We start from the raw sequence: 21986 nt of genomic DNA, 5'->3' as shown, positions 1-21986 counted from the left end.
CTCAGCCGCGCCGGGCGGCGCTGATCTGGCGTGACAGCAGGATCAACGGCAGCAGGCCGACGACGACGATGGCCAGCGCCGCGGTCGATGCTTCGGCCAGACGCTCGTCGGAAGCCAGCGTGTAGGCCTGGGTGGCCAGGGTATCGAAGTTGAACGGCCGCATGACCAGCGTCGCCGGCAACTCCTTCATGACATCGACGAAGACCAGCAGACCGGCGGTGAGCAGACTGCCGCGCAGCAAGGGCGCATGCACCCGGCGCAGCGTCTCGCCCTGGCCCAGTCCGAGGCTGCGGGCGGCGTCATCCATGCTCGGCGTGATCTTGGCCAGGCTTGATTCGACGGTATGCAGCGCCACCGCCAGGAAACGCACCAGATAGGCATAGATCAGCGCGGCCACGCCGCCGGTCAGCAGCAACCCCGGGTTGTGCCCGAACCAGGCGGCCCACTGCCCGGCCAGCCAGTGATCGAGCCGGGTCACCGGGATCAGCACCCCGACCGCGATCACCGCGCCGGGCACGGCGTAGCCGAGGCCGACCAGGCGATTGAGGCCGGCGGCGAAGGCGCCTTTCGAGAGGCGGGCACCATAGGCCAGGAGCAGGGCGATCAGCACGCCGCAGGCGGCGGTCACCCCGGCCAGCAGGAAGCTGTTGCGCGACAGCACCAGGAAGCGCTCGCCGAACTGGGCATCGCCCTCGGTCAGCGCCATCTTCAGCAAGAGCAGCGCCGGCAGCACGAAACCGAGCAGCAACGGCAAGGCACAGGCGCCGACGGCAGCCAGGGCAGCCGCGCCACGCAGCCGGGCACCGGCAAGCGGACGATTGCGACCGGTGGTGTTGTGATAGCGGGCACGACCGCGCGACACGCGCTCGGCCATCAACAGGAAGAGCACGAAGGCGAGCAGCATCGCCGCCAGCTGCGCCGCGGCAACCCGGTCGCCGAGCGAAAACCAGGCCCGGTAAATGCCGGTGGTGAAGGTGTTGACCGCGAAATACGCCACCGTGCCGTAGTCGGCCAGGGTTTCCATCAGCGCCAGGGCAACCCCGGCGACGATCGCCGGCCGCGCCAGCGGCAGCGAAACCGCGAAAAAGGCGCGCCACGGCCCCATGCCGAGCGTGCGCGCCGCCTCGAGCATGCCGCTGGCGCGCTCGAGGAAAGCGGTGCGGGCGAGCAGATAGACATAGGGATAGAGCACGCAGACGAACATCAGCACGGCACCGGGCAAAGTGCGGATGTCGGGAAACCAGTAATCGCCGAATTCCCAGCCGAAGGCGGCGCGCAAGGCGCTCTGCACCGGCCCGACGAACTGCAGGAAATCGGTATAGACGTAGGCCATGACGTAGGCCGGCACGGCCAGCGGCAGGACCAGCGCCCACTCGAAGAAGCGCCGCCCCGGGAAATCGTGCATCGCCGTCAGCCAGGCCGTCGCCACACCGACGACAGCCACCCCGAGACCGACGCCGAGGCAGAGCTTGAGCGAATTGGCGATGTACTCGGGCAGCACCGTCTGCGACAGGTGCGACCAGGTCTCGCTGGTGCCGCCGACGAACAGGTTGAGACCGACGCTGGCGACCGGCAGGCCGGCGAGCAAGGCGACGACGACGCCGACGACGAGAAGCGGGGAAGAAGTGTTTGCGCGCAGATGCATGGTCGCGAATTATAATCGGGCGCCATGACACAGCTCGAATTGAATGGCGTGATCCAGCGCTACGGCAGCCACACCGTCGTCGACGGCGTCGATTTCCGTCTGGCGCCCGGCCAGATCGCCTGCCTGCTCGGCCCCTCCGGTTGCGGCAAGACGACCCTGCTACGCTGCATCGCCGGCTTCGAGGAAATCGCCGGCGGCGAAATCCGCCTGCACGGCGAGCCGGTCAGCCGCCCCGGCAGCCGCGTCGCCCCGGAAAAACGCCGGATCGGCATGGTTTTCCAGGACTATGCGCTGTTTCCCCATCTCACCGTCGAACAGAACGTCGGCTTCGGCCTCGACCGCCGCCAGGCCGAGCACAACCACCTGCGCGTCCGCCAGCTGCTCGCCACCGTCGGCCTGGCCGGGCATGGCGACAAGTACCCGCACGAGCTGTCCGGCGGCCAGCAGCAGCGCGTCGCCCTGGCCCGCGCACTGGCCCCGCGACCGGCGCTGATCCTGCTCGACGAGCCCTTCTCCAACCTCGACGTCGGCCTGCGCGAGCGGCTCTCGGTCGAAGTCCGGGAAATCCTCAAGCGCGAGGGGTCGACCGCGATCATGGTCACCCACGACCAGAACGAGGCCTTCGCCATCGCCGACGAAATCGGCCTCATGCACCACGGCCGCATCCAGCAGTGGGACACGCCGTACAACCTGTACCACCGCCCGGCCAACCGCTTCGTCGCCGACTTCATCGGCCAGGGCGTGCTGCTCGCCGGCACGGTCGGCGACGACAACAGCGTGCACATGGAGCTCGGCACGCTGGTCTCCGACACCCCGGTCGAATGCAGCGAAAGCTGTACCGGCTGCGACTGCGGCTGCGCCGTCGACATCCTGCTGCGCCCCGACGACATCGTCCACGACGATGCCAGTCCGGTCCAGGCCGAAGTCCTGCACAAGGCCTTCCGCGGCGCCGACATCCTGTACACGCTGCGACTGGAAAGCGGCAGCGAGGTCCTCTCGCTGGTGCCCTCGCACCACAACCACGCACTCGGCGAGAAGATCGGCATCCGCCTCGACGCCGACCACGTGATCGCCTTCAAGAAGCACGCAGCCTGCGGCAACGACCCGGCCTGCGAAATCCGTCTCGAACAGCAGGCCGCACAACAGCAGCCAGGCCGGCACACCTGACCGCCGCCGGATGATTCCCTTTCTCGGACCGCTCGACCCCTTTCCGCCGGTCGCCACGGCCCGGCCCGAGCTCGGCGGCCTGCTCGCGGTCGGCGGCGCACTGCTGCCCGACCGCCTGCTCGACGCCTACCGGCGCGGCATCTTTCCCTGGGGCACGGTCGAAGGCCACCCCTTGTGGTACAGCCCGGACCCGCGCATGGTGCTGTTCCCCGAGGAATTCCGGCCGAGCCGGTCGCTGCGCAAAATTCTCCGCCACGGGCCGTTGACCGTCAGATTCGACGGCGACTTCGCCGGCGTCATCGACGGCTGTGCGGCAACGCCCCGCCCGGGTCAGGACGGCACCTGGATCACCGCCGACATGCGCGAGGCCTATCTGCGCCTGCATGAACTCGGCTGGGCGCATTCGGTCGAAACCTGGGCAGAAGGCGAACTGGTCGGCGGCCTGTACGGCCTGGCCATCGGCCGCATGTTCTACGGCGAGTCGATGTTTTCCCGGTCCGACAACGCGTCGAAGTTCGCCTTCGCCCACCTCGTCCGCTACCTGCAACACCACCAGTTCGGCATGATCGACTGCCAGATGTACACCGACCACCTCGCCTCGCTCGGCGCCCGCGAAATCCCGCGCCGGGAATTCCTCGAACGGCTGCACGCCCTGGCTGCCGGTGGCGCCCGCGCCGACTGGTCGGCAGCCGGACTGAGCGGGGACTGGTGACGCCATGGCCCTGCCCGACGACGCCGAGCTGCCCTTCTCGCTGCTCCAGTTCTACGCCACTTCGCCCTATCCCTGCAGCTACCTCGACGACCGCGAGGCCCGTTCGCAAGTGGCGACGCCGGCGCACCTGATCGACAGCGAGATCTACGGTTCGCTGGTCCGCGCCGGATTCCGGCGCAGCGGCATCTTCACCTACCGTCCGCACTGCGACCATTGCCGCGCCTGCGTCCCGGTCCGGCTGCCGGCCGCCGAACTGCAGCCCAACCGCAGCCAGCGGCGCGCCTGGAAACACCACGCCGGCCTGCTGGCGCGCGAGCTGCCGCTGCACTTCGACCCGGCGCATTTCGCGCTCTACGTCCGCTACCAGCGCAGCCGCCATCCCGGCGGCGGCATGGACGAGGACAGTCACGACCAGTACGCGCAATTCCTCCTGCAGAGCCACGTCGATACCCGGCTGATCGAGTTCTCGGAAAACGGCACGGTGCGCATGGTCAGCGTCATCGACGTTCTCGACGACGGCCTCTCGTCGGTGTACACCTTCTTCGACCCGGACGTTGCCGGCGCCAGCTACGGGGTTTACAACATCCTCTGGCAGGCCCGGCAGTGCGCGGCCCTCGGCCTGCCCTACCTGTACCTCGGCTACTGGATCGCGGAAAGCCCGAAGATGGCCTACAAGACCAATTTCCGCCCGATCGAGACCGGCCGCGACGGAATCTGGACACGGCTGCCCTAGCGCCGGCTGCGCAAATCCCGCGACGCCGATTATGATGACGGTCTGCCCCGTTACCGATCGCCGCCCGTGAACTTCCTCAGACGCCTGTTCGGCCGCCGCCCGGCCACCCCGCAACCCGTCGCCAGCGCATCGGCGCCGGCGGTGGCGCCGCCCCCGGCGCCGCGCCTGCTGCTCGCCTGGCAGGAGATGATCGACAGCAGCTCGCGCATCGCCGGCTACCGCCTGCAGATCAAGAGCTTCGGCGATGCCGGCAGTGACGCTACGGCGCTGGTCGATGCCTTGCAGCGCGAGGACGCCCGCGCCTTCGCCGAACGCCGGCTGCTGCTCGTGCCGCTCGCCGCCGGGCAGTGGCAAGCTGCCGATTTCACCCCGGTCATCGGCGCCCGCAGCTGTTTTCTGCTCGCCGCCGACGTCGACCGTGAACCTGCGGTTGCCGCCATCCGCGCCGCCGGCGGCAGCATCGGCCTGTGCCTCGAAGATGCCGACGCGGCGACGGCCGACCTGGTGTACTTCGACCTCCACGCCCAGCCGCTGGCCGAGCTCGAGCAACGCCTGCAGGCGTTGCGCCGCCAGCGCCCCGGGCTGCAACTGCTCGCCGAAGGCGTCGGCAGCTGGGCCGAACACCGGCTGTGCCTGCGCATCGGGGCCGACTTCAGTTGTGGCGGCTTCGCCGCCAGCCGCGACCAGGAAGCCGCCGGCAAACGGGCCGGCGCCAGCCGCCTGGCAGTCCTCGCGCTGCTCGACCAATTGCGCGCCGACGCCGACCTCAAGGAAATCGCCGCCACCGCGACCCGCGATCCGGCACTGGTCGTGCGCCTGCTCGAGATGGCCAATTCACCGCTCTACGGACTGTCGCGCCAGGTCGCCGGGATCGAGGAGGCGGTCACCCTGCTCGGCCGCGACGCCCTCTACCGCTGGCTGTCGATCGCCCTGTTCAGCCTCGATGCCGACGGCCACGACCAGACCCTGCTCGTCGTCGCGCTGTGCCGCGCCGCGCTGCTCGAGGCGCTGGTCCGTGACGGCGACCGGCGGGCCGCCGACGAACGCTTCCTGGTCGGCCTGCTGTCGCCGCTCGATGCGCTGCTCGAGATGCCGATGGCCGAGATCCTGGCCCGCATCCGCCTGCCGGCGAACGTCGCCGACGCCCTGCTCGACAACGCCGGGCCGCACGCCCGCTACCTCCAGCTCGCCCGCCTGCTCGAGCGCTGCCGGCTCGACCAGGCGGTGATCCTGGCCGGGGCACTCGAGATCGCGCCGGCAACGCTGATCGACAGTTATCGCCAGGCACTGGCCTGGGCCTGCGCCGAGCTCGACGTCTAGCTGCTATGCTGGCGACCGACAGTCACCGAGGAGTCATCGCATGCGCATCCGCATTTTTGCCCTGATCGCCCTGTTGACCGTAACCTTGTCCGGTTGCGGCTACAACCAGATCCAGATCAACGACGAAGGCGTCAACGCCGCCTGGTCGGAAGTCCTCAACCAGTACAAGCGGCGCGCCGACCTGGTGCCCAACCTGGTCGCCACCGTCCAAGGCTATGCCGCCCACGAGAAGGAAGTGCTGACCCGGGTGACCGAGGCGCGCGCGGCGGTCGGCGGCATCAACGCCACCCCGGCGCTGGTCAACGACCCGGCCGCCTTCGCCAAGTTCCAGGCGGCGCAGGCCGAGATGAGCAGCGCCCTGGCGCGCCTGCTGGTGGTCGCCGAGAACTACCCGCAGCTGAAGGCCGACGCCAACTTCCGCGACCTGCAGGCGCAGCTCGAAGGCACCGAGAACCGCGTCGCCGTCGCCCGCAACCGCTACATCGAGGCGGTGCGCCTGTACAACGTCTCGGTGCGCACCTTCCCCAACAACCTGACGGCAATGGTCATGGGCTGGCAGCCCAAGGCCAACTTCAGCGTGGACGACGAGAAGGCGATCGCCAATCCGCCGGCGGTCAAGTTCGACAGCAAGTAAGCCGCCCGTGCTGCGCCGCCTGTTCGCCAGCCTCGCACTCGCCCTCTGCGCCACGCTCGTGCTGGCCGCGCCGGTGGCGCTGCCGGCGCTGAGCGACCGGGTGGTCGACCTGAGCGCGACGCTGAGCCCGGCCGAGCAGGCCGACCTGGTCGGCCGGCTGGCCGCCCTTGAACGCGAGCGCGGCGCCCAGGTGGCGATCCTGCTGCTGCCGACGACGCAGCCGGAAAGCATCGAGCAGTTCGGCATCCGTCTCGCCGAACACTGGAAGATCGGCCGCCGCGGCGTCGACGACGGCGTCATCGTGATCGTCGCCAAGGACGACCGGCGGATGCGCATCGAAGTCGGCTACGGCCTCGAAGGCACGATTCCCGATGCGATCGCCCGGCGCATCATCGACGAGGAGATGGCACCGCGCTTTCGCCAAGGCGATTTTGCCGGCGGCTTGCGGTCGACCGTGGACCGCCTGGCCCGCCTGATCGGCGGCGAGGCTCTGCCGCCCCCGGCAGCGGCAAAGCCGGCGGCGGCGAGCAGCTTCGACAGCGACACCCTGCTCTTCATCGCCATCTTCGTCGCCAGCGTCGCCCGCGCACTGTTCGGCATCGCCGGCTCGCTGGCGGTGGCGGCGCTGGCCGGCTGGCTGGCCTGGCTCAGCTTCGGCACCCTGGCAGCAGCTGCGATTGCAGCCTTGATCACCTTCGTCGCCTCCTTCCTGCGCAGCGGCGGCGGCAGCTGGCACGGCGGCGGTGGTGGCGGCAGTCGCGGTGGCGGGTTTTCCGGCGGCGGCGGCAGTTTCGGCGGCGGCGGCGCCTCGGGGAGATGGTAACGATGCGGGCATGGCACATCCTCAAGCACCTGACGGCGCCCGGCTGGCTGCTCCGCCGCCACTTCGCCAAGGCCGACCTGGACGCGCTGACGGCGGCGATCGCCGCCGCCGAGCAGGGTCACGCTGGCGAGATCTGCGTCGTCATCGAGGCCACCCTGCCCTTCGCCGCACTGCGCCGCGGCCTCGACAGCCGCGCCCGGGCCGGCGAAATGTTCGCCCTTTACGGCGTCGACCGTACGCGTGCGGCAAGCGGCGTGCTCCTCTACGTGCAACTGCTCGACCGCCGCCTCGAAATCCTCGCCGACCGCGGCATCGCCGGCCGCGTGGCGCAGGCCGAGTGGGACGCGATCAGCGCCGCCTGCAGCCGGGATTTCGCCGCCGGCCGCCCGTGCGCCGGGCTGATCGACGCCGTCGGACGGATCGGCGCGCTGCTTGCCGAACACTTTCCGGCCGCCGGCGACAACCCCGACGAACTGGCCAACCGTCCGCGCCTGCGCTGACCGATTTAACCTGGATCAAGGCCGCGGCCCCGACGCCCCGGCAACAATCGGGACCGATCCGCAACCCGCGAGCCCGTCATGCGTCTTCCCCTTCTCCTCCTGTGCAGCTGCCTTTGCGCGCTGCCCGCCCTGGCCCAGTCGGTCGATGGCGACCGTCCGATCCACAACGCCGCCCGCCTGGGCAGCGGCGACGATGTCCGCCGCGTGCTTGCCGGCGATCCCGGCAGCCGCGACCAGCGCACCGCGCTCGGCTCGCAGCCGATCCACCTGGCCGCAATGAATCCCGACCTGAGTGCGCTGCGCGCGCTGCTCGCCGCCGGCGCCAACGTCAATGCCCGCGACGGCGAAGGCGCGACGCCGCTGCACATGGCCGCCTACGCCAGCCGCGCGACGCACGCCCGCGTTCTGCTCGAGGCCGGCGCCGACGCCCGCGCGACCACCGACAACGGTCGCGACCCGACGGCGATGGCGCGCAAGGTCAAGGCCGACGAGGCGGCCGGCGTGATCTCGCTGTGGATCCTCAAGGACTGCAAGGCGGGCAAGCCATGCTGAAGCGCCTCGCCTGCCTGCTCGCGCTGCTCGCCGGCCATGCCGCGGCCGGCGAACTGCCGCCGATCGCCGTGTACATGCCCAAGGTCTGCCTAGCCTGCATCGACTGGGCCGAGCACCTGCGCCAGAACGGCTTCACCGTCAAGGTGACGCAGACCGACGAGATGGACGCGGTCAAGCGCAAGCTGAAGGTCCCCAAGGATCTCGAGGCCGTGCCCAGCGCCAGCATCGCCGGCTATTTCATCGAAGGCCACGTGCACGCCGACCAGATCAAGGAACTGCTCGCCGAAAAGCCCCGGGCACGCGGCCTGTCGGTCCCCGGCCTGCCCCTCGGGGCGCCCGGGCGCGAGTATTCGAGCCCGATCTGCCAGACTGCGTGCACGGTGCTCGACACCGAAACGGCGGCGCCGCGCATCCGCCGCGAATTCTACGAAACGCTGCTGGTCCTGCCCGACGGCAGCACCAAGACCTGGGCCCGCCACTAGGCGCCAACGAGGCCTAGAGGAAGGCGGCGTAATGCGCCGCCGCCCAGGCCGCCGCCGCGGCCAGCGGGTCGGCCTGGCGCGCCTGACCATTCTCCTGCATCAGGAAGCCGTCGCCGCGCCGGCGATAGCGGACGTCGAGGCGGGTGCCCTGCAGCGGCGCCGGGCTGGTCAGCAGGTGGCAGACGCTGGCCAGCAGCTGCTCGCCGTCGCCGCCGCCGGCAATGCGTGCGGCGACGATGGCGCCCATCGCGGCGGCGACATGCCCGGTTTTCGGATAATGGCCGAACAGCGGCGAGACGACGCCGGCGGCATCGCCGATGATGAAAACGTTCGGATCGATCCGGCTGTGCAGGCCGAGCGCGTCCTGCGCGCCCCAGCCGTCCGGGCGGCCGTCGTTGGCATCGGCCCGGAGCAGCCCGGCCGGGCCGAGCAGGCCGGCGGCGCGCTGCGGCGGCGCGAGCAGCGCCAGATCGAAGCGGATGTCGTCGACATCGGTGGCCAGGCTGCGCCGCTCGAGGTCGATGCTGCGCACGCGGGCATGGTCGAGGTAGCTGACCTGGTCGCGGAAATCGTCGAGCAACGGCTTGCGGAAGGCCGGCATCAGCGGGTTCGGATCGACGATCACCAGGCGCCCGGGAATCCGCCGCGTCTTCAGCCACCAGGCGATCAGCAGCGCCCTTTCATAGGGCGCCGGCGGGCAGCGGTAGGGCAGCGGCGGTACGGTCAGCACCAGGTCGCCGCCGGTGAAGGCCTGCAGGCGTGCCTTGAGCGCCGGCAAGGCGGCGGCATGCAGCATGCCGCCGGAAAATTCGCGCTGCAGCCGGTCGACCGTCAGCGTCTCGTCGACGCCCCAGGCCGACCAGTCCTCGGCGATCCCCGGCGCCACCACCAGCCAGTCGTAGGGCAGGCTGCCGGCACTGGTTTCCAGACGCCGGGCGGTGCGATCGACGGCCAGCGCCTCGGCCTGCACGAAGCGGTAGCCGCGGGCCGCCGCCACCGCCGCGTAGTCGCGGCGCAACGGCGGCGCCGCGCCTTCGTGATCGACCAGCCAGCGGTTGCTGTCGGCGAAGCTGACGAAGGCCGGCTGGCGGTCGACCAGCGTCACGCTCAAGGCCGGCGCCAGGCGGCGCAACTGGGCGGCGGCACTGAGTCCGCCCCAGCCGCCGCCGACGATCAGCACGCGCCCGCCGCTGGCCGCCGCCGGCAGGGGCAGCAGCGGGGCAAGCATGGCGGCGAGCAGCAGGCGGCGGGTCGGGTCGGTCATCGGTCGGATCCTGGCAGAGACCGGCGCAGCATAATCCGACGGTCGACCCGGCCAATACCGGAAAAATCAAAAAACCGGCGCGCCGCCCCGGCTCACTGGTAGCGCAGCGCCTCGATCGGATCCAGGCGCGCCGCCTTCTGCGCCGGGTACCAGCCGAAGAAGATGCCGACGCCGGCAGCGACGGCGAAGGCGAGCAGCGCCGCGGTGCCGGAGATGACGACGACCATGCCGGTAAACAGGTTGATCGCCAGCGCGATGGCGATGCCGAGCAGCAGCCCGAGCAGGCAGCCGGCGAAGGAGATCATCACCGCCTCGAGCAGGAACTGGCTGAGGATGTCGCGCTGGCGGGCGCCGATCGCCATGCGGATGCCGATCTCGCGGGTCCGCTCGGTGACCGAGACGAGCATGATGTTCATGATGCCGATGCCGCCGACGACCAGCGAGATCGAGGCGATCGCGCCAAGCAGGATCGACATCGTCCGCGTCGTCGCCGCTTCCGATTCGGCCGCCGCCGACAGGTTGCGCATGAAGAAGTCGTCGGGCATGTCCTCGCGCAGCCGGTGCCGCTGGCGCAGCAGCGCGGTGGTCGCGGCCATCGTCCGCTCCATGGCCTCGGCCGAATCGGCCTGGACCATGATCATCCGCACCGAGCCCAGGAAAGGCGTGCCGAAGACCTTGCGCTGGGCGGTGCTGAGCGGAATGATCACGGTGTCGTCCTGGTCGCGGCCGTCGAGGTTCTGGCCCTTGGCGCCGAGCACGCCGACGACGAGGAAGGGACTTTGCTGGATGCGCAGCGTCTTGCCGACCGGGTCCTCGTCGCCGAACAGGTTCTCGGCGACGGTCTTGCCGATCACCGCCACGCGCGTCGCCGAACGCACGTCGGAATCGCCGAAGCCGGCGCCATTGACGATGCTCCAGGCACGCGCGTCGAGATAGGCCGGGGTCGTGCCGATGACCTGGCTGCTCCAGTTCTGCGCGCCGTACACCAGCTGCCGCGAGCCCTGGTGCGTCGGGGCGACGTTGGCGACACCGTCGAGTTCGGCGATCGCCTCGGCATCGCCGACGGTCAGGGTCGGCCCGCCGCCGCTGCCGCTGCGCACGCCCGAGGTGGTGAACGAGCCGGCGAGGACGATGAACAGGTTCGAGCCCATCGTGCTGATCGTCTGCTGCACCGCGTACTGCGCGCCCTGGCCGATGGCCAGCATGATGACCACGGCGCCGACGCCGATCACCATGCCGAGCATGGTCAGCGCCGTACGCAGACGGTTGGCGCCCATCGCCAGCCAGGCTTCGCCGAGCATCGGGCGGATCATGGCGCGGCTCCGGTGAGATGGTCGCTGATGATGCGGCCGTCGAGGAAGCGCACCTGGCGCTTGGCGTGTTCGGCGATGTCGGGCTCGTGGGTGACCAGGACGATGGTGATGCCGTCGCCGTTGAGTTCGCCGAACAGGCGCATGATCTCCTCGCTGGTATGGCTGTCGAGGTTGCCGGTCGGCTCGTCGGCGAGGATCAGCCGCGGCGCGTTGACCAGCGCCCGGGCAATCGCCACGCGCTGCTGCTGGCCGCCGGAAATGCGGTTGGGCAGCGATTCGGCATACTTGCCCAGGCCGACGCGTTCGAGCAGCACGCGCGCCCGCGCCCGCCGCGTCGCCTTGTCCACGCCGGCATAGACCAGCGGCAGCGCGACGTTGTCCTGCAGGCTCATCCGCGGCAGCAGGTTGAAGCCCTGGAAGACGAAGCCGAGGGTGCGGTTGCGCAGCACGGCGAGCGCGTCCTTGTCGAGCGTCGCGACGTTCTCGCCGGCCAGCCAGTAGTCGCCGGCGCTCGGCGTATCGAGGCAGCCGAGCAGGTTCATGAAGGTCGACTTGCCGGAACCGGACGGGCCCATGATCGCGATGTACTCGCCCGCCGCGATCGCCAGGTCGACGCCGCGCAAGGCCGGGAACTCGCCGGCCGCGGTCTGGTAGGACTTGCCCAGGCCGGCGACGCGGATGACGGCGTCGGCCATCAGAACATCCGCATGCCGACCGACGACGGCGGCTTGCTGCCGTTGCCGTTCTCGCCGACGACGACGCGGGCGCCGGCGCCCAGCTCGCCGCCGACGACCTCGCTGTTGCGGTTGTCGGTGATGCCGAGCTGCACCGCCACCGGGCGCAATTCCTGGCCGTCGAGGACGTAGACCGTCGCACTCTGGCCGTCGCGTTTCTTGCCCTTGCCGGCCGGCGGCGCGCCGTTGACGGTCGACGGCCCGCCGCCGCCATTTTCCGGACGGGCGGCATTGGCCGGCTTGAAACGCAAGGCTGCGTTCGGCACCAGCAGCGCGTCCTGGCGATGCTGCACGCCGATGCTGACGTAGGCGGTCATCCCCGGCAGCAGCAGGTGGTCGGGATTGGCCACCGAAATGCGCACGTTGTAGGTGACGACGTTCTGCTGGGTGGTCGGGTTGAGCCGGATCTGCTGCACGACGCCCTCGAATTGCCGGTCGGGAAAGGCGTCGACCGTGAACTTCGCCGGCAGGCCCTCGCGGATGCTGCCGATGTCGGCTTCGGCGAAGCTCGTGTCGATGCGCATCTCGGTCAGGTCCTTGGCGATCTTGATCAGCGTCGGCGTCTGGAAGCTGGCGGCGACGGTCTGGCCGAGATCGACGACGCGGTCGATGACGACGCCGTCGACCGGCGAGCGGATCACCGTGAAGCCGAGATTGGCCCGGTCGCGCGCGTTCTGCGCCTGCGCCTGGGCCAGTTGCGCGCGCGCCGACTTGAGCGCCTGCGCCGCCTGGTCGTATTCCTGCTTCGAGACATATTCGTCGGCAAGCAGGGCCTTCATCCGCAGCTCGCTGGCACTGGCCAGGTCGAGCGTCGCCTGCGCGTTGGCCACCGTTGCCGCGCTCTGGCGCTCGCTGGCCGAGACCAGCGCATCGTCGAGCTCGAGCAGCGGCTGGCCGGCCCTGACCTTGTCGTTGAAATCGACGTAGAGTTTCTTCACCGTCCCCGACACCTGGGTGCCGACACTGATCAGCACCACCGGGTTGAGCGTGCCGTTGGCCGAAACCGTCTGCGTCACGGCGCCGCGGCCGATGTCGACGGTGCGGTAGCGCTTGGCCGGGTCCTGTTCGCCGCGCCCGGCGACGTACCAGACTGCGGCGCCGGCCAAGCCGGCGACGACCAGCGCGCCGATCAGCAGCTTGCCTTTCCTGTTCATGGTCTTCCTTCCGCCGCCTGCAGCAGCGAGTAGTCGAGCGCCCCCATGGCCTGGGCCAGGGTGGCGCGATAGATGTTCCAGTCGAGTTCGGCACGGATCCGCTCGACGCGGGCCGCGGCCAGCGCACTCTGGGCGCTGAGCAGGTCGAGCACGGTGCCGACGCCGGCCTTGTAGCGCCCGAGCGCGACCCGCTCCGACTGCTCGGCGCTGGCGACCAGGTCGCGCGTCGTCTGCAGCGCCTCGGTCGCCGTCGTCAGCCCCTGATAGGCCTGCCAGACATCGAGCGCGACCTGGTTGCGCAGGCGTTCGCGCTGGGCCGCGCGGACCTCCTGCTGGGCCTCGGCGGCGCGCACCCGGTAGGTGTTCTCGAAGCCGGTGAACAGCGGCACGTTGAGCGTCAGGCCGAGCGTGCCGCCGCGGCTGGTGTCACCGTCGAGGCGCTGCCAGCTCGGGCCGGCCCCCAGCGTCAGCGTCGGCCGGCCCTGGGCACGGGCGACGGCGACCGAGGCTTCGGCAGCGCGCAGCTGGGCTTCGGCCGCCTTCAGGTCGGGCCGGCGGTCGACGGCGGCGGCGATCAACGCCTCGACATCGCGGCGAAAAGCCGCCGTCTCGCCGGGCGCCGGCGCCGCGGCCAGGGTCAGCGGCGTCTGCGCCGGGAAACCGAGGGCATTGGCCAGGGCGCCGAGCGCGTTGCGCGCCTCGCCGTCGGCCCGCTGCCGGTTGAGCCGGGCCTGCGAGGCGGCGGTCTGCGCCTGCAGCCGGTCGGCCGGCGTGGCGACGCCGACCCGGTAACGCAATTCGGCCGCCGCCAGGCTCTCGCTGGCGGCGCGCTCGGCCTCGCCGGCGGCACGCACCGCCGCCTGCGCCGCCTGGGCCCCGTAATAGGCCTGCAGGGCGCCGAGGAACAAGGTCTGCACGGTTGCGTCGCGCGTCGCCAGGGCGGCGTCGAGCAGGCGCGCCGCATTGTCCAGCGTCGCCTGCCGCTGGCCGGCGTCGAACAGCAGCCAGGACAGCGTCAGCGAAGCCGTGCCCTGGTTGGTCCGGGCGTCCTCGCTGAAATTGCGGTTCACGCCGACGCGGCCGTCCAGCGACGGCAGCCAGCCGGCGCGGGCGACGCCGACCTGGGCCGCCTGCAGCCGGGCCGAGGCCCAGACTTCGCGCGTCTGCGGGTGCTTGCACAAGGCCAGGTCGACGGCGTCGAGCGCGCTCAGCGGCGTCGCCGGCAACTGTTCGGCGCAGGGCAGTTCGCCGACCCGGGCGGCCAGCGCGGTGGCACTGCGCAACGGCAGCAGCGCCTCGGTGGCCAGCGGATCGTCGCCGGCGGCGAGCGCGCCGGCACTGACGGTCAACAGCAGGAAAAGCGGAAAAATGCGGGTCGGAAATGGCATGGCCGACAGTTTAGCGTCGTCGGCCACTGCTGCGCTGTTACAAATTGTTGGCCGACTGTTGTATCTTCGCGGCCATGCCGCAGTCCGCCACCTCCGCCCTCGTCGCCGGCGCCCGCGAGGGTTTCGCCGCTTTCCTGCCGTTCTCGGTCGGCCTGGTGCCGTGGGCGCTGGTCATGGGCATGGCGATGACCAGCGCCGGTTTCTCGCCGCTCGAGGCGATGGGCATGAACCTGATCGTCTTCGCCGGCACCGCCCAGCTCGGCACCCTGCCGCTGATCGCGGCGCAGGCGCCGCTGTGGTTGATCGTCGTCACCGCGCTGGCGCTCAACCTGCGCTTCGTCATCTTCAGCGCCGCCATCGCCCCCGGCTTCCGCGGCATCGGCCAGCCGGCCCGCTGGTTGTGCGGCCACCTGCTCACCGACGGCGTCTTCGCCACCTGCGCCGAGCGCATGCAGCAGGTGGACGACACCCGCTGGCGGCTCGGCTACTACCTGGCGCCGTCGCTGTGGTCCTGGCTGCTCTGGCAGAGCTTCACGCTGCTCGGCATCTTCGCCGCCGGCGTCGTGCCGCGCGGCTGGTCGCTGGAGTTCATGGCGACGATCGCGCTGATCGTGCTCCTGGTGCCGATGGCGCGGATCCGCCCGATGCTCGTCGCGGCAATCGCCGGCGGCCTCGCCGCGACGCTGCTGCGCGACCTGCCGCTGCGCCTGGGCACGGTCGTCGCGATCGTCATCGGCATCGCGGCCGGCTTCGTCGCCGAACATCTCGAACACCGGAGCCGCCAGTCATGAACGACCTCTCGCTGTGGCTGACCTTCCTGCTGATCGGGCTGGCGACGACGCTGCCGCGTGCCGGCTTCATCGTCCTCGGCAGCCGCGTCGTCCTGCCGCCGACGCTGCAGCGCGCACTGCGCTATGCCCCGGCGGCGGCCCTGGCGGCGATCGTCGTCCCCGATCTGCTGGTCGTCGACGGCAGCGTCGCAGTGATCAACGCCAAGCTCGCCGGCGGCATCGCCGCAGTCGGCGCCGCACTGGCCTCGCGCAACCCGTGGCTGCCCTTCATCGCCGGCATGGCGACGCTGCTGGCGCTGCGCCACTTCGCCGGCTAAGGGTTATCCACAGCGGCGCGCGACGGCCGGCGCGGGCCGGCGCAAATGCGTTAAAATGCCGGCCACCATGCTCTATCCGCTCATCCGCAAATTCTTCTTCGCGCTGGACGCCGAAAAGGCGCACGGCATCGGCCTCGCCGGCATGTCCTTCCTGGAATCCGCCGGCCTCCTCGGACTCCTCGCCAAGCCGGCGCCGGCCTGCCCGGTCGAGGTCATGGGCCTGCGCTTCCCGAACCCGATCGGCATCGCCGCCGGCCTCGACAAGAACGGCGCCCACATCGACGCGCTCGCCGGCCTCGGTTTCGGCTTCATCGAGATCGGCACGATCACGCCACGCCCCCAGGAGGGCAACCCGAAGCCGCGCCTGTTCCGCATCCCGGAAGCGCAGGCCATCGTCAACCGGATGGGCTTCAACAACGCCGGCGTCGACGCGCTGCTGCGCAACGTGCGCGCGGCGAAATTCCCGAAATGCGGCGGCATCCTCGGCATCAACATCGGCAAGAACGCGACGACGCCGATCGAGAAGGCGGCCGACGACTACCTGATCTGCCTCGACAAGGTGTACAACGACGCCAGCTACGTCACCGTGAACATCTCGTCGCCGAACACCAAGAACCTGCGCGAGCTGCAGAAGGACGAGGCGCTCGACGACCTGCTCGCGCAACTCAAGGCGCGCCAGCAGCAGCTGGCCGACCGCCACGGCCGCTACGTGCCGCTGGCCCTGAAGATCGCCCCCGATCTCGACGACAGCCAGATCGCCGCGATCGCCGAGGCGCTGCGCCGGCATCGCTTCGACGGCGTCATCGCCACCAACACGACGCTGTCGCGCGACGGCGTCGAGCATCTGGCCAACGGTGGCGAGGCCGGCGGCCTCTCCGGCGCGCCGGTCCGCGGCAAAGCCACCGCCGTCCAGCGCAAGCTGGCGGCAGCGCTGGCCGGCGAGGTGCCGATCATCGGCGTCGGCGGCATCCTCAACGGTGCCGACGCCGCCGAAAAGATCCGCGCCGGCGCCAGCCTGGTCCAGGTGTACAGCGGCTTCATCTACCGCGGTCCGGAGCTGGTCGGCGAAATGGGCCATGCCGTCGCCGCCGCACTGAAAGAGAAAGGCCTATAAGCGCATAAACGGCCGTAGTTGCCGGTCATCGGCCGGCACCCGATAATGGCGGCCTTCGCTCTTTCCCCGACCCATGAGCCACTACATCTTCCTTCTCGTCGGCGCGGTGCTGGTCAACAACGTCGTGCTGGTGAAAATCCTCGGCCTGTGCCCGTTCATGGGCGTTTCCAAGAAACTGGAAACGGCCTACGGCATGGGTGCCGCGACGACCTTCGTGCTGACTCTGGCGACCGGATCGAGCTACATCATCGACCATTTCCTGCTCATTCCCTTCGGGCTGGAATACCTGCGCACGCTGTCCTTCATCGTCACCATCGCGGCCATTGTCCAGCTCACCGAGATGGTCATCGCCAAGACTTCACCGACGCTGCAGCAGACGCTGGGCATCTACCTGCCGCTGATCACCACCAACTGCGCCGTGCTCGGCGTACCTTTGATCAACATCGCCTACGGCTACGACTTCGTCGAATCGCTGCTCTTCGGCGCCGGCAGCGCGATCGGCTTCTCCGGCGTGCTGATCCTCTTCGCCGGCATCCGTGAACGCATCGAGGGCGCCGACGTGCCGCAGCATTTCCGCGGCTCGGCCATCGCGATGATCACCGCCGGCCTGATGGCCCTGGCCTTCATGGGCTTCGCCGGCCTCGACAAGTACCAGTAATGGATATCCTGCTCGCCATCGCCATCATGGCCCTCGGCGCCGTCGTCCTCGGCGCAGCGCTCGGCTTCGCCTCGATCAAGTTCAAGGTCGAAGGCGATCCGCTGGTCGAGAAAATCGAGGCCATCCTGCCGCAGACGCAGTGCGGCCAGTGCGGTTACCCCGGCTGCAAGCCCTACGCCGAAGCCATCGCCAAGGGCGAATGCGACATCAACCTGTGCCCGCCGGGCGGCATGGAAGGCGTGCAGCGCCTGGCCGACCTGCTCGGCCGCGAGGTCAAGCCGCTGGAAGCCGAGGAAAAACCGAAGCAGGTGGCGATCATCGACGAGAACACCTGCATCGGCTGCACGCTGTGCATCCAGGCCTGCCCGGTCGATGCCATCGTCGGCGCCGCCAAGCAGATGCACACCATCATCGCCCAGCAATGCACCGGCTGCGAGTTGTGTCTGCCGCCCTGCCCGGTCGAGTGCATCCGCATGGAAGTCATCCCGGAAACCCTGGACAACTGGAAATGGAAGTTTCCGGTGATCGAGATCAAGGCAGCGCCTGCCCAGGCCGCCGCGGAGATCGTCTGATGCTGATGAACCTGTTCAAGTTCAAGGGCGGCGTCAAGCCGCCGACCAACAAGACGCAATCGACCGGCCGGCCGATCGCCGCCGCGCCGCTTCCCTCGCACCTCGCCGTGCCCCTGCACCAGAGCATCGGCGGCACGCCGCGCCCGGTCGTCGCGGTCGGCGACAAGGTGCTCAAGGGGCAGTTGATCGGCGAGGCCGACGGCTGGATTTCCGCCGCCGTGCATGCCCCGACTTCGGGCACCGTGGTCGCCGTCGGTCCCGGCAAGCAGCCGCACCCCTCCGGCCTCGACGCCGACTGCGTGTTCATCGAGCCGGACGGCCGCGACGAATGGATTGCCCGGCAGCCCTTCGACCTCGTCAATGCGACCCCGGACGCGGTCCGCCACTACCTCCAGCAGTCCGGCGTGGTCGGTCTCGGCGGTGCGGTTTTCCCGACCCACGGCAAGCTGACCCCGGCAAAGACGGTGCCGATGCAGGAACTGGTGATCAACGGCGCCGAATGCGAGCCCTTCATCACCTGCGACGACCTGCTGATGCGCGAGCGGGCGATCGACATCGTCCGCGGCATCGGCGTCTTCCGCGACCTGCTGCAGCCGCAGAAGGTGCTGATCGGGATCGAGGACAACAAGCCGGAAGCCGCTGCCGCCATGCGCGCCGCGGTCGAGGCCTGTGGCGAGGACTTCGTCGTCGTCCAGGTGCCGACGCTGTACCCGGCCGGCGGCGCCAAGCAGCTGATCCGCGTCCTCACCGGCAAGGAAGTCCCGGCCGCCAAGCGCTCAACCGACCTCGGCGTGCAGTGCTTCAACGTCGCCACCGCCTACACCGCCTGGCGCGCCATCGCCCACGGCGAACCGGTCGTCTCGCGCATCGTCACGCTCACCGGCAATGTCCGCCAGCCGGGCAATTACGAAGTCCTGATCGGCACGCCGATGGACGAACTGCTGCAACTGGCGCAGCCCAACCCGGACACCGACGGCATCGTCATGGGTGGCCCGATGATGGGTTTCCTGGTCCCCGAGCCGGCGGTTCCGGTGATCAAGGCGACCAACTGCCTGATCGCCCATTCGGAACGCCTGTTCCCGCCCAAGGCGCCGGAAATGCCGTGCATCCGCTGCGGCGCCTGCGCCCAGGCCTGCCCGCACGAGCTGCAGCCGTTCGAACTGTACTGGCACGCCCGCGCCAAGGATTTCGGCAAGACCCAGCAGTACCACATCTTCGACTGCATCGAGTGCGGTTGCTGCTCCTTCGTCTGCCCGTCGCGGATTCCGCTGGTCCAGTACTTCCGTTTCGCGAAGAGCGAGATCTGGGCGCGCGAGAAGGAAAAGAAGGCGGCCGACGAGGCGAAGACGCGCTTCGAGTTCAAGCAGTTCCGCGAGGAACGCGAAAAGGCCGAGAAGGCCGAGAAGCTGGCCAAGGCCGCCGCCGCCCAGGCCGCCAAGAAAGCGGCGGAAGCCGCCGCCGCAGCTGCCGCCGGGGACGCCCCGGCGGTCGCCGTCGCTGAAAAACCCGCGGATTTGACGGTCGACCCTGCCGAAGCGGCAAAAAAGGCCGCGATTGCCGCCGCCATGGCCCGCGCCAAGGCCCAGCGCGAAGCCGCCCAGCCGAAGAACACCGACGCCCTGACCCCGGAACAGGCCCGGGACATGGCCGAGATCGAGGCCCGCCGCGTCCAGGCCGGCATCGCCGACGCCCCGGCCGAGGCAGCGGCCGCGCCTACCGCAACCAAGACCGAGGAATGATGTTCGCCCCCGCCCCCTTCCTGCTCAAGGACGCCAGCGTCAGCCAGGTGATGACCCAGGTCTGCCTGGCGCTGGTGCCCGGCATCGCCGCCTACGCCTGGCTGGTCGGCCCGGCGATCCTGGTCCAGCTGGTGATCGCCTCGCTTGCTGCCGTCGCCGCCGAGGCGGCGATGCTCAAGCTGCGCGGCAAACCGCTGGCGATGTTCCTGGCCGACGGTTCGGCGATCGTCACCGCCTGGCTGATCGCACTCACCTTCCCGCCGCTGGCGCCGTGGTGGCTGGTGGTCACCGGCACGGTGTTCGCCATCGTCGTCGCCAAGCACCTCTACGGCGGCCTCGGCCAGAACCCGTTCAACCCGGCGATGGTCGCCTTCGCCGTCTGCATCGTCTCCTTCCCGGCATTGATGTCGCAGTGGCCGAGCGTCGGCCTGAAGATGCCGCTGCTCGAGCAGCTCGACATCATCCTCGGCCTGATGCCGCGCGCCGATGCGCTCACCGGCGCCACCCCGCTCGACGCGATGAAGACCGCGCTCAAGCTCGGCGACGGCCAGATCGACGTCGCCCAACTGCTGGCCAACCAGGACATCTACGGCAACTTCGCCGGACGCGGCTGGGAATGGGTCGCCGCCGGCTACCTGCTCGGCGGCCTGTGGCTGTGGCAGCGCAAGCTGATCACCTGGCACGCGCCGTTCGCCTTCATCGCCGCCATCGTCGCGATTTCCGGCGGACTCTGGCTGTATCGCCCGGACGCCTTCGCCAGCCCGCTCTTCCACCTGCTCTCCGGTGGCACCCTGCTCGGCGCCTTCTTCATCGTCACCGACCCGGTTTCCGGCTGCACGACGCCGCGCGGCAAGCTGATCTTCGGTTTTTCCGCCGGCCTGCTCGCCTACATCATCCGCGTCTTCGGCGGCTATCCCGACGGCGTCGCCTTTGCCGTGCTGCTGATGAACCTGTCGGCACCGCTGATCGACCAGCTGACCCAGCCGCGCATCTTCGGCATGAAGGGCAAGCAGCCATGACCAGCACTCCGCGCGAATTCACCGCTTCCGGCATGGCCGTGCGCACGGCGGCGATCCTCTTCGTCTTCGTGATCGCCTTCACCGCGCTGCTCTCCGCAGCCTACCTGTGGACCCGGCCGGCGATCGAGGCCTCGGCGCTGGCCGAGAAGATGAAGCTGCTCAACGACGTGCTGCCCGCCGCCGACTACGACAACCGCCTGCTCGAGGACACGCTGCAACTGCCGCCGACGCCGGAACTCGGCCTCAAGGAAGCCAGCACGCTCTACCGTGCGCGCCAGGGCGGCCGGCCGGCGGCGCTGGTCTTCGAGGCCGTCGCCGCCGACGGCTACGCCGGCAACATCCGCCTGCTCGTCGCGATCCGTGCCGACGGCACGGTCGCCGGCGTGCGCGTCACCCAGCACAAGGAAACGCCGGGGCTGGGCGACTACATCGAACCGAAGAAGGACAAGAACAAGACGCAGCCGTGGATCGGCCAGTTTGTCGGGCGTTCGCTGGCGAACACCGCGGAAAAGGCCTGGCGCGTGCGCAAGGACGGCGGCGAGATCGAGTACCGGGCCGGCGCCACGGTGACGCCGCGCGCCGTGACCAAGGCGGTACACAATGCCGTGCGCTGGGCCGACAGCCGGCGCGACCAGCTGTTTGCGGAAGGAACCGGACAATGACCCGCGACGAATTCACGACCATCGCCGGCAACGGCCTGTGGAAGCAGAACACCGCGCTGGCCCAGTTGCTCGGCCTGTGCCCGCTGCTGGCGGTGAGCACCAACATCGTCAATGGCGTGATGCTGTCGCTGGCGACGATCATCGTCATGGCCCTGGCCAACGTCGCCGTTGCCATGCTGCGCAACCTGATCCCGCACGAGATCCGCATTCCGGTCTTCATCCTCATCGTCGCCGCGCTGGTCACCGTCGTCGACCTGCTGTTCAACGCCCAGCTGCACGAACTCTACGTCGTCCTCGGCATCTTCATCCCGCTGATCGTCACCAACTGCATCGTGCTCGCCCGCGTCGAAGCCTTCGCCGCCAAGAATCCGCCGCTCAACGCAACCGTGGACGGCATCTTCATGGGCCTCGGGCTGCTGTGGACGCTGGCCGTGCTTGGCGCGATGCGCGAGCTGCTCGGCAGCGGCACCCTGTTCGGCGGCATCGACATGGTCTTTCCCGGTCTCGCACCGATCCAGGTACTGCCGGAATCCTATCCCGGGTTCCTGCTCGGCCTGCTGCCGCCGGGTGCTTTCATCCTGCTTGGCTGCATGATTGCCTGGAAGAACTGGATGGACGCGCGCGCCGCCGAGCGCGCCCGCCGCCAGGCCCCGCCGCCGGTGGCGCCGGCCGAAGCCGCCGGCGTCTGAACCC

24 protein-coding genes are annotated in these 21986 nt (G+C 69.7%); 18 read left to right on the top strand and 6 right to left on the bottom strand.

Annotation, left to right across the window (positions count from 1 at the left end; translation table 11 throughout):
- Position 1: 1 nt before the first annotated feature.
- Positions 2-1645: an ABC transporter permease gene (locus DFR40_RS02445; RefSeq protein ID WP_121456910.1), complete on the bottom strand. Its 1644-nt coding sequence runs from the start codon at positions 1643-1645 to the stop codon at positions 2-4.
- 24 nt (positions 1646-1669) lie between these two features.
- On the opposite strand from DFR40_RS02445, the gene DFR40_RS02440 reads away from it, so the two are divergent.
- The 9 genes from DFR40_RS02440 to DFR40_RS02400 all read left to right on the top strand — a co-directional run bounded on the left by DFR40_RS02440 (position 1670) and on the right by DFR40_RS02400 (position 8568).
- Entirely contained in the window at positions 1670-2812 is a 1143-nt protein-coding gene (locus DFR40_RS02440) for an ABC transporter ATP-binding protein (RefSeq protein ID WP_121456909.1), read from the top strand.
- A gap of 10 nt (positions 2813-2822) precedes the next feature.
- Positions 2823-3524 (top strand): leucyl/phenylalanyl-tRNA--protein transferase, encoded by a 702-nt coding sequence (gene aat, locus DFR40_RS02435; protein ID WP_121456908.1) that lies wholly within the window; start codon positions 2823-2825, stop codon positions 3522-3524.
- A gap of 4 nt (positions 3525-3528) precedes the next feature.
- On the top strand, positions 3529-4257 hold the full coding sequence (locus tag DFR40_RS02430; protein ID WP_121456907.1) for an arginyltransferase: 729 nt from the start codon (positions 3529-3531) through the stop codon (positions 4255-4257).
- 66 nt (positions 4258-4323) lie between these two features.
- Positions 4324-5577, top strand: coding sequence for an EAL and HDOD domain-containing protein (locus DFR40_RS02425; RefSeq protein WP_121456906.1), 1254 nt, complete (start codon positions 4324-4326; stop codon positions 5575-5577).
- 40 nt (positions 5578-5617) lie between these two features.
- On the top strand, positions 5618-6211 hold the full coding sequence (locus DFR40_RS02420) for a LemA family protein (RefSeq protein ID WP_121456905.1): 594 nt from the start codon (positions 5618-5620) through the stop codon (positions 6209-6211).
- A 7-nt stretch (positions 6212-6218) separates the two neighbouring features.
- Positions 6219-7034 (top strand): TPM domain-containing protein, encoded by an 816-nt coding sequence (locus DFR40_RS02415; protein WP_245985581.1) that lies wholly within the window; start codon positions 6219-6221, stop codon positions 7032-7034.
- Positions 7035-7036: 2 nt separating this feature from the next.
- Entirely contained in the window at positions 7037-7534 is a 498-nt protein-coding gene (locus DFR40_RS02410) for a TPM domain-containing protein (RefSeq protein WP_245985580.1), read from the top strand.
- 78 nt (positions 7535-7612) lie between these two features.
- Positions 7613-8086: an ankyrin repeat domain-containing protein gene (locus DFR40_RS02405; RefSeq protein WP_121456903.1), complete on the top strand. Its 474-nt coding sequence runs from the start codon at positions 7613-7615 to the stop codon at positions 8084-8086.
- Entirely contained in the window at positions 8080-8568 is a 489-nt protein-coding gene (locus tag DFR40_RS02400; protein ID WP_121456902.1) for a DUF411 domain-containing protein, read from the top strand. The genes DFR40_RS02405 and DFR40_RS02400 overlap by 7 nt, the downstream gene beginning before the upstream one ends.
- Before the next feature lie 13 nt (positions 8569-8581).
- Here the strand turns inward: DFR40_RS02400 and DFR40_RS02395 are convergent, their stop codons facing one another.
- The 5 genes from DFR40_RS02395 to DFR40_RS02375 form a co-directional block, all read right to left on the bottom strand.
- Positions 8582-9832, bottom strand: a complete 1251-nt coding sequence (locus DFR40_RS02395; RefSeq protein WP_121456901.1) for an FAD-dependent oxidoreductase — start codon at positions 9830-9832, stop codon at positions 8582-8584.
- 92 nt (positions 9833-9924) lie between these two features.
- Entirely contained in the window at positions 9925-11145 is a 1221-nt protein-coding gene (locus DFR40_RS02390; protein WP_121456900.1) for an ABC transporter permease, read from the bottom strand.
- The gene (locus DFR40_RS02385; RefSeq protein ID WP_121456899.1) at positions 11142-11840 is read right to left on the bottom strand and encodes an ABC transporter ATP-binding protein; all 699 of its coding nucleotides are present in this window, start codon (positions 11838-11840) and stop codon (positions 11142-11144) included. Before DFR40_RS02385 ends, DFR40_RS02390 begins: the two co-directional genes overlap by 4 nt.
- Positions 11840-13033 (bottom strand): efflux RND transporter periplasmic adaptor subunit, encoded by a 1194-nt coding sequence (locus DFR40_RS02380; RefSeq protein WP_121456898.1) that lies wholly within the window; start codon positions 13031-13033, stop codon positions 11840-11842. The genes DFR40_RS02385 and DFR40_RS02380 overlap by 1 nt, the downstream gene beginning before the upstream one ends.
- Positions 13030-14421: a TolC family protein gene (locus DFR40_RS02375; RefSeq protein ID WP_121456936.1), complete on the bottom strand. Its 1392-nt coding sequence runs from the start codon at positions 14419-14421 to the stop codon at positions 13030-13032. The genes DFR40_RS02380 and DFR40_RS02375 overlap by 4 nt, the downstream gene beginning before the upstream one ends.
- A gap of 74 nt (positions 14422-14495) precedes the next feature.
- Here DFR40_RS02375 and DFR40_RS02370 point away from each other — a divergent pair, with 74 nt between their 5' ends.
- The 9 genes from DFR40_RS02370 to DFR40_RS02330 all read left to right on the top strand — a co-directional run bounded on the left by DFR40_RS02370 (position 14496) and on the right by DFR40_RS02330 (position 21982).
- Positions 14496-15212, top strand: coding sequence for an AzlC family ABC transporter permease (locus DFR40_RS02370; RefSeq protein WP_121456897.1), 717 nt, complete (start codon positions 14496-14498; stop codon positions 15210-15212).
- The gene (locus DFR40_RS02365; RefSeq protein ID WP_121456896.1) at positions 15209-15529 is read left to right on the top strand and encodes an AzlD domain-containing protein; all 321 of its coding nucleotides are present in this window, start codon (positions 15209-15211) and stop codon (positions 15527-15529) included. Before DFR40_RS02370 ends, DFR40_RS02365 begins: the two co-directional genes overlap by 4 nt.
- 67 nt (positions 15530-15596) lie before the next feature.
- Positions 15597-16643, top strand: a complete 1047-nt coding sequence (locus DFR40_RS02360) for a quinone-dependent dihydroorotate dehydrogenase (RefSeq protein ID WP_121456935.1) — start codon at positions 15597-15599, stop codon at positions 16641-16643.
- Between the two features lie 73 nt (positions 16644-16716).
- Positions 16717-17301, top strand: a complete 585-nt coding sequence (gene rsxA, locus DFR40_RS02355) for an electron transport complex subunit RsxA (protein ID WP_121456895.1) — start codon at positions 16717-16719, stop codon at positions 17299-17301.
- The gene (gene rsxB, locus DFR40_RS02350; protein WP_425453925.1) at positions 17301-17873 is read left to right on the top strand and encodes an electron transport complex subunit RsxB; all 573 of its coding nucleotides are present in this window, start codon (positions 17301-17303) and stop codon (positions 17871-17873) included. Before rsxA ends, rsxB begins: the two co-directional genes overlap by 1 nt.
- Positions 17873-19612 carry an electron transport complex subunit RsxC gene (gene rsxC / locus DFR40_RS02345; RefSeq protein ID WP_121456894.1) on the top strand — a complete coding sequence of 580 codons (1740 nt, stop codon included), beginning with the start codon at positions 17873-17875 and terminating at the stop codon, positions 19610-19612. Before rsxB ends, rsxC begins: the two co-directional genes overlap by 1 nt.
- Positions 19609-20631 (top strand): RnfABCDGE type electron transport complex subunit D, encoded by a 1023-nt coding sequence (locus tag DFR40_RS02340; protein WP_121456893.1) that lies wholly within the window; start codon positions 19609-19611, stop codon positions 20629-20631. The genes rsxC and DFR40_RS02340 overlap by 4 nt, the downstream gene beginning before the upstream one ends.
- Positions 20628-21293 (top strand): electron transport complex subunit RsxG, encoded by a 666-nt coding sequence (gene rsxG / locus DFR40_RS02335; protein WP_121456892.1) that lies wholly within the window; start codon positions 20628-20630, stop codon positions 21291-21293. Before DFR40_RS02340 ends, rsxG begins: the two co-directional genes overlap by 4 nt.
- Positions 21290-21982, top strand: coding sequence for an electron transport complex subunit E (locus DFR40_RS02330; RefSeq protein WP_121456891.1), 693 nt, complete (start codon positions 21290-21292; stop codon positions 21980-21982). The genes rsxG and DFR40_RS02330 overlap by 4 nt, the downstream gene beginning before the upstream one ends.
- Positions 21983-21986: the final 4 nt, after the last annotated feature.

The sequence above is a fragment of the Azonexus fungiphilus genome (genome assembly GCF_003634965.1).
Classification (GTDB): Bacteria; Pseudomonadota; Gammaproteobacteria; order Burkholderiales; family Rhodocyclaceae; genus Azonexus; species Azonexus fungiphilus.
Note: the sequence above shows the minus strand (reverse complement) of the source record. Positions and strands in the feature narration are given on the sequence as shown.